This window comes from Fictibacillus norfolkensis (genome assembly GCF_014836645.1).
In the GTDB taxonomy this organism is placed as follows: domain Bacteria; phylum Bacillota; class Bacilli; order Bacillales; family Fictibacillaceae; genus Fictibacillus; species Fictibacillus norfolkensis.
The window spans coordinates 18,962-32,629 of sequence record NZ_JACSQM010000003.1 but is presented as its reverse complement, the minus strand read 5'-3'; the positions used below and the strand labels follow the sequence as shown (position 1 = coordinate 32,629).

General features: G+C 36.9%; 14 protein-coding genes and 2 pseudogenes. 1 reads left to right on the top strand and 15 read right to left on the bottom strand.

Annotated features, from left to right (window positions below):
- Positions 1–83: 83 nt before the first annotated feature.
- The 6 genes from H9648_RS07470 to H9648_RS07445 all read right to left on the bottom strand — a co-directional run bounded on the left by H9648_RS07470 (position 84) and on the right by H9648_RS07445 (position 4,149).
- On the bottom strand, positions 84–557 hold the full coding sequence (locus H9648_RS07470) for a GNAT family N-acetyltransferase (protein ID WP_191753711.1): 474 nt from the start codon (positions 555–557) through the stop codon (positions 84–86).
- A gap of 554 nt (positions 558–1,111) precedes the next feature.
- On the bottom strand, positions 1,112–2,350 hold the full coding sequence (locus H9648_RS07465) for an ATP-binding protein (RefSeq protein ID WP_191753293.1): 1,239 nt from the start codon (positions 2,348–2,350) through the stop codon (positions 1,112–1,114).
- Between the two features lie 169 nt (positions 2,351–2,519).
- The gene (locus H9648_RS07460) at positions 2,520–2,738 is read right to left on the bottom strand and encodes an NUDIX hydrolase (RefSeq protein WP_318243510.1); all 219 of its coding nucleotides are present in this window, start codon (positions 2,736–2,738) and stop codon (positions 2,520–2,522) included.
- A 168-nt stretch (positions 2,739–2,906) separates the two neighbouring features.
- A complete protein-coding gene (locus H9648_RS07455; protein ID WP_225218793.1) occupies positions 2,907–3,221 on the bottom strand; it encodes a DMT family transporter in 315 nt (104 codons plus the stop codon).
- Positions 3,221–3,562 (bottom strand): DMT family transporter, encoded by a 342-nt coding sequence (locus H9648_RS07450; protein ID WP_191753292.1) that lies wholly within the window; start codon positions 3,560–3,562, stop codon positions 3,221–3,223. Before H9648_RS07450 ends, H9648_RS07455 begins: the two co-directional genes overlap by 1 nt.
- Positions 3,562–4,149: a TetR/AcrR family transcriptional regulator gene (locus tag H9648_RS07445; protein WP_191753291.1), complete on the bottom strand. Its 588-nt coding sequence runs from the start codon at positions 4,147–4,149 to the stop codon at positions 3,562–3,564. The genes H9648_RS07450 and H9648_RS07445 overlap by 1 nt, the downstream gene beginning before the upstream one ends.
- Positions 4,150–4,301: 152 nt before the next feature.
- Here H9648_RS07445 and H9648_RS20665 point away from each other — a divergent pair.
- Positions 4,302–5,483: pseudogene (locus H9648_RS20665) on the top strand (FtsW/RodA/SpoVE family cell cycle protein).
- A gap of 77 nt (positions 5,484–5,560) precedes the next feature.
- Here the strand turns inward: H9648_RS20665 and H9648_RS07430 are convergent.
- The 9 genes and pseudogenes from H9648_RS07430 to H9648_RS07390 all read right to left on the bottom strand — a co-directional run bounded on the left by H9648_RS07430 (position 5,561) and on the right by H9648_RS07390 (position 13,527).
- Positions 5,561–6,718, bottom strand: coding sequence for a DUF418 domain-containing protein (locus tag H9648_RS07430; RefSeq protein WP_191753288.1), 1,158 nt, complete (start codon positions 6,716–6,718; stop codon positions 5,561–5,563).
- 25 nt (positions 6,719–6,743) lie between these two features.
- Positions 6,744–7,196, bottom strand: a complete 453-nt coding sequence (locus H9648_RS07425) for a helix-turn-helix domain-containing protein (RefSeq protein WP_191753287.1) — start codon at positions 7,194–7,196, stop codon at positions 6,744–6,746.
- A gap of 383 nt (positions 7,197–7,579) precedes the next feature.
- Positions 7,580–7,717, bottom strand: a complete 138-nt coding sequence (locus H9648_RS07420; RefSeq protein WP_191753286.1) for a hypothetical protein — start codon at positions 7,715–7,717, stop codon at positions 7,580–7,582.
- Positions 7,714–9,912, bottom strand: coding sequence for a histidine kinase dimerization/phospho-acceptor domain-containing protein (locus tag H9648_RS07415; RefSeq protein WP_191753285.1), 2,199 nt, complete (start codon positions 9,910–9,912; stop codon positions 7,714–7,716). Before H9648_RS07415 ends, H9648_RS07420 begins: the two co-directional genes overlap by 4 nt.
- On the bottom strand, positions 9,890–10,582 hold the full coding sequence (locus tag H9648_RS07410) for a response regulator transcription factor (RefSeq protein ID WP_191753284.1): 693 nt from the start codon (positions 10,580–10,582) through the stop codon (positions 9,890–9,892). Before H9648_RS07410 ends, H9648_RS07415 begins: the two co-directional genes overlap by 23 nt.
- A 194-nt stretch (positions 10,583–10,776) precedes the next feature.
- Positions 10,777–11,197 (bottom strand): annotated as a pseudogene (locus tag H9648_RS07405) (SRPBCC domain-containing protein).
- A 231-nt stretch (positions 11,198–11,428) separates the two neighbouring features.
- Positions 11,429–11,617: a hypothetical protein gene (locus tag H9648_RS07400; RefSeq protein ID WP_191753283.1), complete on the bottom strand. Its 189-nt coding sequence runs from the start codon at positions 11,615–11,617 to the stop codon at positions 11,429–11,431.
- Between the two features lie 471 nt (positions 11,618–12,088).
- Positions 12,089–12,460: an iron chaperone gene (locus H9648_RS07395; RefSeq protein WP_191753282.1), complete on the bottom strand. Its 372-nt coding sequence runs from the start codon at positions 12,458–12,460 to the stop codon at positions 12,089–12,091.
- 203 nt (positions 12,461–12,663) lie between these two features.
- Entirely contained in the window at positions 12,664–13,527 is an 864-nt protein-coding gene (locus tag H9648_RS07390; protein ID WP_191753281.1) for a zinc-ribbon domain-containing protein, read from the bottom strand.
- Positions 13,528–13,668: the final 141 nt, after the last annotated feature.

Sequence of the window (13,668 nt, the reverse complement as noted above, 5' to 3'; positions counted from 1 at the left end):
ATCAGAGGTTCTCTGATCGTTTTTTTTGGTGTTGCTGGAATAGAGAGCATCTTATTTTATTTCATGGTCCTAGAATTGTCTAATCACTTTAGATTTTTAGTCATTTTAAAATTAATCAAGGTAACACCATGGCGGACTACACTTTGAGGACAAACTACTCGGTAGCCTCGCTGTTCAAAGAAAGGTTTAGCCGTAATACTTGCATCAGTATCAATACTCAATACATCTAGTTTCCTTGCTTCAGATTCAATCAAATTAGCTAATGCCGAAGCTATACCTTGTCGCTGGTAATGCTTATGAACATACAGTCTATCTAAATGTCCACTATTAGTTAAATCACAAAAGCCAACAATTTCATCCTTATTCTTAGCTACAAAAGTTATGTTTTGACTCAAGGATTCCTTCCACGATTCCACCATAGATTGTAATTCATAATAGGAAACCCAAGCATCCAACTCTAGTAATGAATAATCTTTGGCATTTACGGTATGTACAGATTCATAAAACAGATTGATAATCTCCTCTGTATCAGTTTCCTTGTACTTTACAATTTTCACTTTCATCTACACACCTCTGTTGGGTAACCGTTATCCCTTTATTCACAATTCCTTAATCCAAACTGTTCCCATAGTGACGATCCATGTGAGGCAAGGTATGGATAGACTTATTAGCGCATCATACCACTTAATTTTTTTATTTCTTCTTTTCAATATCCTATCAGTAATAAAGTACAAGACAGCGGCCCCTAGACTAAACAAAAGCAAGATTAAACCGAAAACCATATGCAATGAGCCAGAAATAATGAGTTCTGCGTTTTTATTTTCAGATTTAATTGAAATAAATTCACCAACTTTATCACTAATTACAGAAGTTAAAACACCATAGATTAATATCGCAGGAAAACTATACATCATATAAACAGGGATTATTCCAATACAAGCAAATACATAACTTAGAACTGAATTGAATGATTCATCTCCAAAGGGATTAGGTATAGAGAACCCTAAAATGATGGCATAAATCTTACCTGATAAAGAAGCCGCTACTAATTTTCTTTGAAAAATAACTCTTCTCTCCTCTTCTATTCATTCAAAAACTTTACTGCGCAACATCACTTAGAAGGCAATTTAATCGTAAATATTGTTCCTTTTGTTAACTCGCTAGTAATTGTAATGCGTCCACCCATCTGTTTTACAATTTGGTGGCATACGGTTAAACCAAGTCCTGTTCCTTTTTCTTTAGTAGAATAATATGGACTGCCTAGTTTTTTTAATTGTTCTTTAGACATGCCAACACCGTTATCTTTAATTTCGATACAAACGAAATCGTTTATATCTTTATAGGCCAATATCCTGATTTCACCTTTCGACTTAATTGCTTCAATAGCATTCTTGATGATGTTGATCAAGACTTGCTGAATCTCCAATTTAAGTCCTTCGATTTCAAGAGAGGATTCTACGTGTTGTGCAATATGTATACTGTTCAAAATGGCATAAGAGTGCATCACATCTATTGATTGTTGAATAGTTGATGTGAGATCGATGGTTTCATATTGATCTGTTTGCGGTTTAGCTAACGCCAAATACTGATTGATAATTTCCTGTGCCCGATCCAATTCTTCAATCGAGATACTTATGTACATCTGCTGTTCCTTCGTTAAATCTTCTTTTTGCATGAGTTGCATAAACCCTCGTACGGAAGTCATGGGGTTTCGAATTTCGTGAGCAACTGAAGCAGCAAGCTGACTGACGACATTCATTTTTTCCGTACGAACGAGCTCTTGTCTCATTTCCATCTGCTCTTTCATATTCTCAATTAAGTGCACAACTGCAATTAACGTTGCCAATACGATAAGCGAAGAACTTAACTCGAAAAAGAGTTCCTGCTCGTCCCCTTTTATTAGTAGTGAGATTCCTCTTGTTATTGGGATCAAAGAATAGAACAAGCTGATAACAGTAACCTTGCCTTTGATACCGTAGCGATGAAAGAGCTTTGTAATGGGCAATAACAATAAGCAGAGCACCATGTAATTTCCTAGCAAAACAACTAAATTCTGATCAGTGAAGTAACCCACCATAAGAAGTGCTAAAAGACTCGAAAAACCTACCCTTTTTCCACCGTATAAGAAAGACAAAATAATAGCAACCGATTTAAAGTCGTACTTATAGATTTCAGAATAAACGACGGGCTGGCTCATCGTGAAAATTAAAATGATCAGCATGACCAGAAAGAACTTCGAAGTAATTCGTTTTCGTTCATCATCTCTTTCATTAAAAAATACTTGATAAATAAGGATGGTAAAAAGTATGAAGACCACGTGTAAGCACATGCTTTGTATAGACTCTAACATTCTGTTCCCTACTTCCTAAATTTACCTGACTAACATGATTTTCGACAACTTCTTGCCATATCCTTGTGAATAAGACCAATTTTATAGGTATTACTATCTATAAATCACAATAAAAAAAAGCACTTCTCCACCTAGGAAGAAATGCACGCTTTTCACGTAAATCAATTGATTAAAAAGCTCTACTAAAAACTTGCCCCTGAAAATTCAAAGCATCCTGAGCTCGAATTCGCTGACTCTCACTCAATTCTGCTATATCGACCCATTTAAAGTCAGAGTGTTCTGAGCTTAGAACAATTTCAGCATCTTCTGAGATCCTGCATCGGAATATTGCTGCGTGAGTGTTAATTGAACTGTGATAATACAACCCTGTTAAATCAGGTTCAATCACATCAATCCCAAGCTCTTCTCTACACTCACGAAACAAGGCTTATTCTCTGCATTAAATATCATGGCATGAGAACCAAATCGAAACGTATCATGAATTCCCAAGGAGATCCCTCTTCTACTTAAAATGTATAGCGAGTTACATTCTACTTAACAACATAGAAATCCTTCCTTAACTAATGAGTTTAAGTCCAACTGCGGCACTGAGTACCATTGCCATGAACAGAATTCTTAGTCCATTTTTTGATTCACCATAAAATAAGATTCCGACTAGTCCTGAGCCCACTGTACCGATTCCCGTCCAGATCGCATACGCAGTCCCCATAGGCAAAGATTGCATGGCGAGACTCAACAAAAGAAAACTGCTGCTAAACCCTATAACTAGGACGAGGAATGAAACACTATTCCTTTTCTTTGCAACAAGGTTCATTCCTGTTACTCCTACTACTTCAAAAAGACCGGCAAACACCAGAAAGATCCAGCCCATTATTGAACCCCTCCTTCTGATTTTGATTTTCCGGTTACTAATTTAAGTCCCATAACTCCAGCAAGAAGAACAAGAATGAGTATAATTTTTAACATTTTAAAAGGCTCTCCAAAAACAAGCATTTCCATCAAAACTGTCCCACTTGCTCCTAATCCAGTAAATACGGCATAAACCGTACCAACAGGAAGTTGTTTCGTAGCTAAAATAAGAAGCGCAAAGGAAAAGATGATGGCTACAGTTGTTCCCGTCCACGTCAAGAAATTATAAGAATGCTTTAAACCGATTACCCAACACACTTCAAACACTGAACCTAAAAGTACATAACCCCATGAACGATTCATTACAATTCACCACTTTCATTACTAATACCCCGCCAGAACACGGACCACGATTGTTTTGATCTTTTTTGCAGACGTTCTGGAATTCCATAGATCAACTCAACGAGAAGTCCATCTAACATGGTTAAAAACGCAAGAGCCGCTGTTTCGGGAGTAATATTCGCTTTCAACAGGTCCGAATTCTGTTCAAAAAGTGCTGTAAACAAACTCTCCAAACGATCGACAAATTTGTTGCTTCCCATTTTAATAACTTCTTCATGCTTCACTGGCGGATAAAAAGACGTTCGCATAAAAAATTTCATATTATTGTTTTTCTCAAATCGCTCTAAATACTCCGTTAAAAATTTGGACAAAACTTCTCTTAATTTAAGAGATCCCTGATCTTCAATAAATTGTTTAACAAAATCGATTTCATAGTCCGTTGCATCATGGAACGTTTGTATATAGAGATCATCTTTACTCTTAAAGTGAGTATAGATCGATTGCTTTTTTATCCCTACCTCATTTGCGATTACAGACAAAGAAGCACCCTCAAACCCTAGTTGGGCAAACTGGATGAGTGCTGTTTGTTTTAGTTGATCATATGTCATTTACAAGCCACCTTCCGAACGGTCGTAAGGTAATCTTATCACACTATTTTTTGAAGTCAACATATCGTAATGGATTAAACTTGTATGAATCCATCCAAAATGTGGTATCATTATTTTTGGTAAAATAATGAAAACAGGAAGAAGTGCGGTACATGGAGACTCCAAATAGTAAAACATTTATAGATAAATTGGATTATGGAATTCTATTTATACTCTTCTTACTAGCAATTATTAGTTTCATGTTCATATTTAGCGGCCAACAGTCTGGCCAATATAACGGTAATTTTGTTCCTAAACAGATTTTCTGGTACACCTTAAGTACCATTTTAATGCTTGCCATTGCGCGCCTGGATTTTGAGCAGCTGAAAAGAATGTCTTGGTATTTTTATGGTTTTGTTTTATTTTTTATTGTGATGCTCATTTTTGCGCCAGAGAGTATCGCAAAGCCCATCAACGGATCTAAAGCATGGTATCAATTACCTTTCCTTGGCTCGTTTCAGCCTTCCGAATTTATGAAGATCGCTTTGATCTTAGTACTTAGTAATATCGTTGAATCTCACAATTACCAATATATTCAGCGAACGATACGATCGGATCTCTATCTCATCTACAAAATGGGAATAGCTAGTTTAGCTCCTATTATCTTTGTGGCCATATAGCCAGATTCAGGAATGATCATGCTCTACCTTTCCATCATTCTGTCCATCATATTTATATCAGGAGTAAGCTGGAAGATCATTTTGGCTGTAATCTCACTGCCATCTATCGTCTTGACAGCATTAATCGTCATCTATTTTAAATTTAATAACTTTTTTCAGACGAAACTGCTCATCTTACTTCTTCCTCACCAACGAAGTAGGATAAACGGCTGGTTAAATCCGTTTGAATACACAGACCAAGGTTATCAAACGAAACAAGCCATTACTGCGATCGGTTCAGGTTGGTATTCTGGTAAGGGATGGATGGAGGGGATCATGTATGTACCTGAGGCTCACACTGACTTTATCTTTTCCATTATTGGTGAAGACACAGGCTTTCTCGGTACATCCATCGTAGTGAGTCTATTCTTCTTATTAATCTATAAAATTGTGATACTAGGTGTGAAATCAAACTACTCATTCGGCGGATATATGTGTTCAGGGATTATCGGACTTCTTTCGTTCCAGATCTTTCAGAATGTGGGCATGAATATTGGTTTATTACCGGTAACAGGGGTCACACTTCCGTTCTTAAGCTATGGAGGAAGCTCTCTTTTGTCCAATATGATGTTAATGGGAATCGTACTCGGAGTTAGTGTGCAGACAAATCGTTATATGTTTGAAATAGATCAGTAAAAACCTGTTTACATAACGCCGACCAGAATCAATCTGGCCGGCGTTGGTTTTGGTTTATTCATCATAATATCTAGTCATTATCTATAAACCAGGTAGCGGATAAGAGTTTCAAATGGTCCATTCAGCTTAAATTTTTCCAATAGAGATGCCATGAATATACCAGTTACCCATATTAAGAAGGCAATCCCTGTCACACTAATGATACTCAACTCTCCTCCTAAACCAAAAGCTACAGGTGAAAGTAAAATCACTAATATCATTTCATTCAAGATATAAAATGTTAGGGAGCGTTTTCCTAGAGCAATGAGTGATCTTGCAATAGGACCTGGCTTTTTGATGAGACACCCAATCAGTCCAAAAAAGGCTGCATATCCAATACCACCAGCAATACCTGTAAGAATTTGAACTCCGTAAATGTTTCCTGCTGTAAATAAACTAGGTTCCCATACTTCACCTAATAATACTAATGGAATCGATCCTACTAACGAAATGGCAATACCCGCAGTTGCAAGGATTTTTAATTCACGCATGTATTTATGTGACTCTGTTAGAAGTCTCTTTCTTCCCATCCATATTCCTAAAAGTACAGAAGGAAGGATTGGGAAAAGGAAATGTATAAAGACTGGGATAGTCGGAAAATAGATCATGGTTTCCATAAACAACTGACTATACGACTGATCTGAAGAAAATTCAGTGCCGAATCCGTAACCACCAATTTCCTTTAGGAACAAGCCCCAAATGACTGGTATAAAAATCATATAGACTATGGTCAAAGAAACAGTAACCTTTATTAAGACCTTGTTATTAAGCAAAAGTAACTTACTAACGAGTAGACCTGCAATTCCATAAGCCATCAAAATATCTTGACCACCTACAACTACAGCTAATACGATTCCGAACAAAATTAAATGTAACGAGCGTCTTTTAATCGTCTTCCTTGCTACGTTTGGCGAATTCCCCTTCGATAACTGACTTTCGAACATCATGACCATCCCGTAACCAAATAACACAGCAAATAATGGCCGTGCACGATTATCAATAAAAAGCTCACCCATTGAATTAAAAATTCTCTCAAGAGTACTCAGACTTTCTGGACGACTCATGACTCCTGGATTCGATTCATATAAAAATAAAGGTGCATGAGCCAACACGATCAATAAAAGCATAATTCCTCTTGCTACATCCAAGGAGACTGCTCTCTTTTTTTCCATTTTAGGTTGGATATGTGGATTCATTTTTCCTAATCCTACTTTCTAATGTTTATTCCACCTTATATCTTTCTTTAACGATTCCCGCTCCAATTCCTCCACCAACCATGAATAGTAAAGGTCCAAAGTTCCACAGAAACTTTCCTCCAGGCAATGAAGAGTCTAAATTTGCAAATTTATTAAGCCCTAGAAATCCTAGTTTAATGATTAACAAGGTCACTCCGAGTAAGAACACAACATCAAACAAAAACTTTAATTTAGGATGAGCAAGTTGTTTGCTATCTTTTATTACTTTTTCTTTTAAGTCTTCATCTGTTCTGAGTAATTCGTCAATCGTTACTTCAAACAGATCACTTAGCTTAATGATTACTTCGATGCTCGGATAATTTTGTCCGTTCTCCCATTTAGAAACAGATTGTCTGCTAACAAAAAGTTTTTCAGCCAATTCTTCCTGAGACCAGCCTCTCGTCTTTCTAACACTTTTTAATTTCTCACCAAAAACCATCTATTGTAGCCACCTTTTTGTATGTATAAGCTCATTATTGTGAATTTATGGTCAAAAAGTAAAGATAACTTTAGTTGCTATGAGGCGCAACCCCTAGTTGCATAGCTGAATCTCCCCGTTTTGGGCCAAAATGAGGTGAATATCGAATTCTTAATCCATACCACACGGGGTATGATTGCAATTAATTCTAGAAGTTTTGGAAATAATTCTAGAAATTTCGGATATAATCCGGCGAGTAATAGCCATAATCCAGCGAGTTTTTAACATATATCGGCGAGTCGACATATTCTGACAACAACATACCTCTAAAATACCCTCACACCAATATGCGAACAAACAAAATAAAAAGCACTTCTCCCAATAGAAGAAGTGCTCCACACAACCTATTCACTTGTTTGAAGTATCTCAGTAACTTTAACCGATTCTTTCAATTTAGGACTACCCGCGTTATCCGCAAAACCGAAAATACTAAACAACACAATGGTCATACCAATTAAGAATTTCTTGTTTATCTTCATCATTTCACCGCGTCCAGTTCAATTGTAGCTTTAAACAGATCACCGTCAACATCGATGTCCATGCTGCCCTCATGAAGATCTACAATGGATTTTGCGATGGCGAGACCAAGGCCTGAACCATCAGTATGACGTGATGTATCTCCGCGTTTAAACCGTTCAAATAGTTCTTCAAAGTTTCCGCCTAGTTCATACTTCGAGACATTTTTAAAAGAAACGATGACCTTTCGATTTTCCTCTGTTACGGACACATATACTCTAGTATTCTCCATAGAATACTTTAATGCATTGCCGATCAGGTTATCAAAGACGCGCCACATCTTTTGTCCGTCCACATGAGCATGGACCGGAACATTAGGCGTTGCTAGCCTGAAAGTAAGTGACGATTCTTTGATGGTTTCATTGTATTCAGCCATGGCTTGTTGAAGCAACTGGACGATATCGACATCATGTTTAATCAGCTCCAGATTCCCGCTTGCCATCTTAGATACTTCGAACAGATCGTCAATCAGAACCTTTAGACGCTTCGACTTGCGATCTATAATTTCTAAATAAGCATTCTGGTCCTCTTTTGTTACCTCTTGTGACTTTAAGAGTTCTGTATACGTAATAATCGATGTCAAAGGAGTTCGTAAATCATGACTAACATTGGTGATCAGCTCCGTTTTAAGCCTCTCACTTTTTGCTTCAGCACGCTTTGACGTTTTCACACCATGTTTTAATATGTTCAGGTTTCCAGCTAACATGGCTAGTGCTGATTTACCTTTATTAGGAAGGTCTTGCTCCATCTGTCCCGATGCAAGTTCATTCGTATGCTGAATAATTCTATTAAAGTACCCAATTCTTTTTAAAAGGTAGATTAATACCGGTACAGTAAAGAATAAAAACAGAATGAAATAAACGACGAAAGCCATTGGATGAAAGAATACGACTGCAGCACCGAAACCTGATAAGAAAATAACGATAAGAAGCAGCATGATTTGTATGCCAACACTTCTATTGTAGAATGCATCAGAAACTAACCGGTAAAACCATTGGGCTGACTTAGAGATAAACGCATCTCGATATAACTGTCTGTTTCTCACATCACGGTAGATCCAAGTGGTTTGGATAAGAGTAATACTCACCATAAGCACTGTGATCAGAAATTCGAATAGACCATCATTATACATGAATGAGAATACCAAATTATCGTAGTTTTGTGCGTTCATAACAATTGCCATGATTGCAAAAAACAAGCTGATCAATAAGAATCCCAACCGAATATCAATAGGTACTTTACGATAGATCTTTACTTTGTCTGAAGAAGATATCATCTGTAGTGGATGAAGTCTTCTTCCCCATAAAAACACAATGAATAGAATCACAATACTGCAGATTGAAATAATATAAAACACCGTTTGTCTCTTCTCAAAATCATCTACTTGTTTTTGCAACCAACTTCCTTGTTCAGGAAGAGTAATTATTCCCTGAAGTGTTTTTGACTTTTGAGGAAAATATTCGTAATGATATTCTATGAAAGGATTTGGTCCACTAATACGTAAGTTGCCGTTTTCAGATGATGATGAATACTCTCTTGTGAACAAATTTGTTTTATTCTTAAGATCTTCAGGACCTTCTGCTGAAGAAAGATTTGTATATACCTCTTTAGAGTTCATATCTACCAGGTAGTAGTTGAAACCCAAAATGTTCGGATCATAATCAGAAATGTAATTTTGTCTTTCTTTAACAAGTGCCTCTACTTCTTTTTCTTTTTCCTTCACGATCTTAGCTTTGATATGCTCATCGCTTTTAAAATTCTCCATGATATCTTTAACTTTTGAATCTCTTTGTTCTTCATAAAGCTTAACAACATCGTCGTTCTTAGCAGCCTTCGCTTCGTCAATCTGGTATTCATACTGGCTTTTGATATCGGCTATCTGCTCTGACAAACTTCCATAGCGCGTACGATGCTCTTCGATTTCTTCTTTTGAGACTTTAATATTGTTTTTAAGCTCATCTTTAGATAAATAGTTAATTTCAGAAGTATTAATATAGTTGATAAATCCCTCAAACTCTGAGTTAAATTCCTCAGTATGAAAATAATCCTTTTTAAAATACCAATGACCATTTTCTAGTATCGAAATTATTCCACTTAACCCAAAGGTCAACAGCATGATCCAAACAACCCACTTGGTTCTATTTTTCCATTTTGTATCCAATTCCCCATACCACCTTTAAATATCTAGGATTTTTCGGATCGATCTCAATCTTTTCTCTAATCTTTCGGATATGAACGGCCACAGTGTTTTCAGCATTGTAACTTGGTTCTTTCCAAACTCGCTCATATATGTCATTGATGGAAAAAACTCTTCCAGGGTAAGACATTAGCAACTCCACAATCTTGTATTCTATAGGCGTTAATTTTACAGAGTCTCCGTTTATGGCGACTTCCTTTGCTTCCTTATCAAGTGTCAGACCGTTCAAATTGATTAGATTTGTCTTCCCCTCATATGTACCTAGAGTCACGTAACGCCTTAGCTGTGATTTAACACGAGCGATTAACTCCAAAGGATTGAACGGCTTTGTCACATAATCATCCGCACCGATCTGCAGTCCTAGTACTTTATCTGTATCTTCACTCTTTGCACTTAAGATAATAATCGGTATGTTTTTTTGTTCTCGAATTTTAAAGGTGGTCGAGATTCCATCTAACTTTGGCATCATAATGTCCATTACAATAAGATGTATAGAGTGTTCATCTAATTTCTCTATTGCTTCAATTCCATCTCTAGCCTGAACAACGGTTATTCCTTCGTTCTTTAAATAGATCTCTATCGCATCACGAATTTCTTTTTCATCGTCTACAACTAGCACATTAAAATGATTCATGTCCTCACACTCCCTTCTGCATTATAGCATGGCATATATTTGAAATTATCTTTATTCTACACAGCAATCCTTTACATTTAGTTAGCAAAAATCTTAAGACTTTCTTAAGTTTCGCAACTAGTTATACCTTAAAATATAGGCAAACAAAAAAGCACATTTCTATTTAAAGAAATGTACTCTCTTTTAAAACAGTATTAGTTTTGAGATTCACAGTACCTTTTAAAATTATCCATGAACGCTTGCCAACCCGCTTCTTGCATTTCAACCGGATTCGATTCTTCTGCTTCAAATGTTTCAACGATTCTCGTTTCATTTTCTAAGCTGACGAACGTAATCGTTACTTTTCTTCCATCATCTAACGTATAAGCAATGTATTCATTTGTTTTAATACGTTCCGCTAAAATCAAATCCAAAGCTGCCATCTTTCGCTTCCATCCTAGTAAGAAACCTTCCGCCATCTATTAAATCGTTCTCTGCTTTTGGAGCATTCCACTCATCAGAAGCAAAACTCCATCCTGTAATATGCTGTGGTTCCGTCCAACATTTCCAAACTTCTTTAATCGGTTTGTTTACGGTTGTTTCCACCGTGATGATTACTTTATTACTTGTTTCCATAAAATTAACCACCTTTCCGTTGATCATCATTTAATTACTTTATGAACAGCTTAATTTCAACAAAAAAGATGCATTTCCCTGCTACATGAAATGCATCAAAGCAAAAATAAAAGTATTCTTCCTTATTCAATCGCCTTCTTAGCTTCTTGATACTTTGTATTTGCTAGGTTATTAATCTGTGAAAGATAATCTTCTAATTTGATTTCACCTTTAATTGAAGCTTCTAGAAGACTATGAATATTTGCGTTTGGTTGCTGAAATACTTACCCCCGTTGGAGCTTCCCACCGAAACTGAACGTAACCAGGTACAGCTTTTACCGGTTCAACAATAGCGTTATCCAAGTTATCGAACGCTGAACGAACGCCAACAAGGTCTTGTAGTTCAAAATATGCATCCAGCACATCTTGATCTGTTGTCACCGGCATTTTCAGTTTTAGGTATAGGCTTAAGGCTAGTTGATTTAGACATTTTAATGACTTTATCAGCCGTTACTTCTCGCTTTAATGAATCTGATAAGTAGATTAACATCGTTTGAAGAGCAATCTCAGCGGTTGCAGCAGTTCCGCTCTACCTTGAAGCGCAGAGATCCAATGATTGTGTGAGGAGGCATAGGCATCCGGGTTCTCTTGAAGTGGATGCCATCTATAATTTGCCGCTCCTAAATCAAATGTAGCATCCCTAAGATCGCTGAATATCTTGGGTACTGTGACCAATCGTATTTTAATAGGATGTTTAAAAATGGATGGGGTAGCACCGAGCCAGTATAATCATTAGTCATGTAATCAATTGAAACGTTGAAGTATTCTTCTGGTTTGCAACGGATAAAAATAAACTCCAAAGCGATTTCTGAAAATAAAAAAAGCATGACTCTGACATCATGCTTTCGTTCGTTACTCACGCCAAAATTTCGTGTATTCTGCTTTGTCCTTTATATTAAACGCTATTATATTCTCAAGCAGCTCATAATCCACTTCATCTTTCCAGCGAATTCGAAACAAGCCCTTAGTTGAGCTATAACCTGACTCTTTGATACTCTCGGCAAACCGCACCATGGTAATTTCTTCAGGAGCAATACTCATGTGTTGCTTTGCCATTGAGATACCGATGATAAATGTGCCATGATCGGTATACATCGGTGTGTTCCACTTGAATTGCGGTTCCAATGTAGGAAATTTTTGAGAGACCCACTCCAAAACCTCCTCCATTCGGTGTCTGTGATCGGGGTTATCAATTCCAGCTAGGTATTGCGAAAAGATTTCCATATCATATCTCCTTAGCACAGATAAAATTTACAGAGTTTCATTACTTATCAGTTTATATGAAGATACCTTGATAGTAAAACGCTGTACCTATTCGTTATCTGTAACACTCAAGTGACAAGAAGCATGGTGTTGATATTCTATATTGCTTTTTTATTTTTTGATATGTAGGACAGCTACTCACAATTGTTAAAATTTTTTAATCATTAAGAAGAACACGAATTACACCCTACTCCCTTCACACGATCTTTCACCCTTGCCGTGTATTCTTCACCACAATTCTTACAGCGCCACCAAACATTATTGTAGGATGTTACAGATACATCTTTGGCTGTTTTTTGAACGCCAAACATTGTACCATTACGATCTGGATGCCATTCTGCTGCAATCTCAGGATACATACTGAATAGTGATTGCTCGATTTTCACACACTCTGGACATCGCGACTTATTTTTAATCCTTTTACGAATTCTCTCTCGCCAAACATGTCCTTTTTCGCATACCCAAGCCACTTCCTCGTTAGAGTTATACACGACATCATGTGGACTTTTCCCATTGTTTACTGTAGACCATTCTTCTACAAGTTCGGGGTAAATCGTCGCCAAACAGTTCTTTTCATACGCCTTTTTGTCTGAACAATACACACATACACTTTTAGGATTATGTACTCGATCAATCACGGTTTCTTCCCACTCATGTCCTCTTTTACAAATCCACCACCTACGTGGCCAATCTTCCTTGCTGTCAACATCCGCACTGGTAAGATTTTTGTTCAGAGTCGGATGCCACTGCTGACATAGCTCAGGATCTGCGTCTTTTAAAGTTTCTTTCGAAATTTCTTCGAACTGATACGACCTTTTCAGTGCTCTTTCTTCTCTTACACAATCCGAGCACTCCAAATTCTTTTTATATCGTTCACGAATAGTCGCTCCCCATTCATGACCTTTTGAACAGATCCACCATATGTATTCATAGCTGCCAAAACTCGTCTCACCTGGATCTATGCCTTGATTCTTTGTAGGATGCCATTGTGATAGAAGTTTATCCGGAAGTAACGTTTGCTTCAACATCTTCAACCCTTTCAATTTCAATACCATCATCATAATAAAAAAGAACTATATAATTTGTTCTTTTGTAGTTAATTATACCTATAAAACCAGCTAATGAACTTGGGAAAATGATAGTCATTTAGACCTTATAACCATAGGTGT

What these genes read in the sequence shown, in the direction of transcription:
- H9648_RS07465 (WP_191753293.1), bottom strand. Translation starts at nt 2,350, where the DNA reads ATGTTAGAGTCTATACAAAGCATGTGCTTACACGTGGTCTTCATACTT.
- H9648_RS07455 (WP_225218793.1), bottom strand. Translation starts at nt 3,221, where the DNA reads ATGGGCTGGATCTTTCTGGTGTTTGCCGGTCTTTTTGAAGTAGTAGGA.
- H9648_RS07450 (WP_191753292.1), bottom strand. Translation starts at nt 3,562, where the DNA reads ATGAATCGTTCATGGGGTTATGTACTTTTAGGTTCAGTGTTTGAAGTG.
- H9648_RS07445 (WP_191753291.1), bottom strand. Translation starts at nt 4,149, where the DNA reads ATGACATATGATCAACTAAAACAAACAGCACTCATCCAGTTTGCCCAA.
- H9648_RS07430 (WP_191753288.1), bottom strand. Translation starts at nt 6,718, where the DNA reads ATGAATCCACATATCCAACCTAAAATGGAAAAAAAGAGAGCAGTCTCC.
- H9648_RS07425 (WP_191753287.1), bottom strand. Translation starts at nt 7,196, where the DNA reads ATGGTTTTTGGTGAGAAATTAAAAAGTGTTAGAAAGACGAGAGGCTGG.
- H9648_RS07420 (WP_191753286.1), bottom strand. Translation starts at nt 7,717, where the DNA reads ATGATGAAGATAAACAAGAAATTCTTAATTGGTATGACCATTGTGTTG.
- H9648_RS07410 (WP_191753284.1), bottom strand. Translation starts at nt 10,582, where the DNA reads ATGAATCATTTTAATGTGCTAGTTGTAGACGATGAAAAAGAAATTCGT.
- H9648_RS07395 (WP_191753282.1), bottom strand. Translation starts at nt 12,460, where the DNA reads ATGGAAATCTTTTCGCAATACCTAGCTGGAATTGATAACCCCGATCAC.
- H9648_RS07390 (WP_191753281.1), bottom strand. Translation starts at nt 13,527, where the DNA reads ATGTTGAAGCAAACGTTACTTCCGGATAAACTTCTATCACAATGGCAT.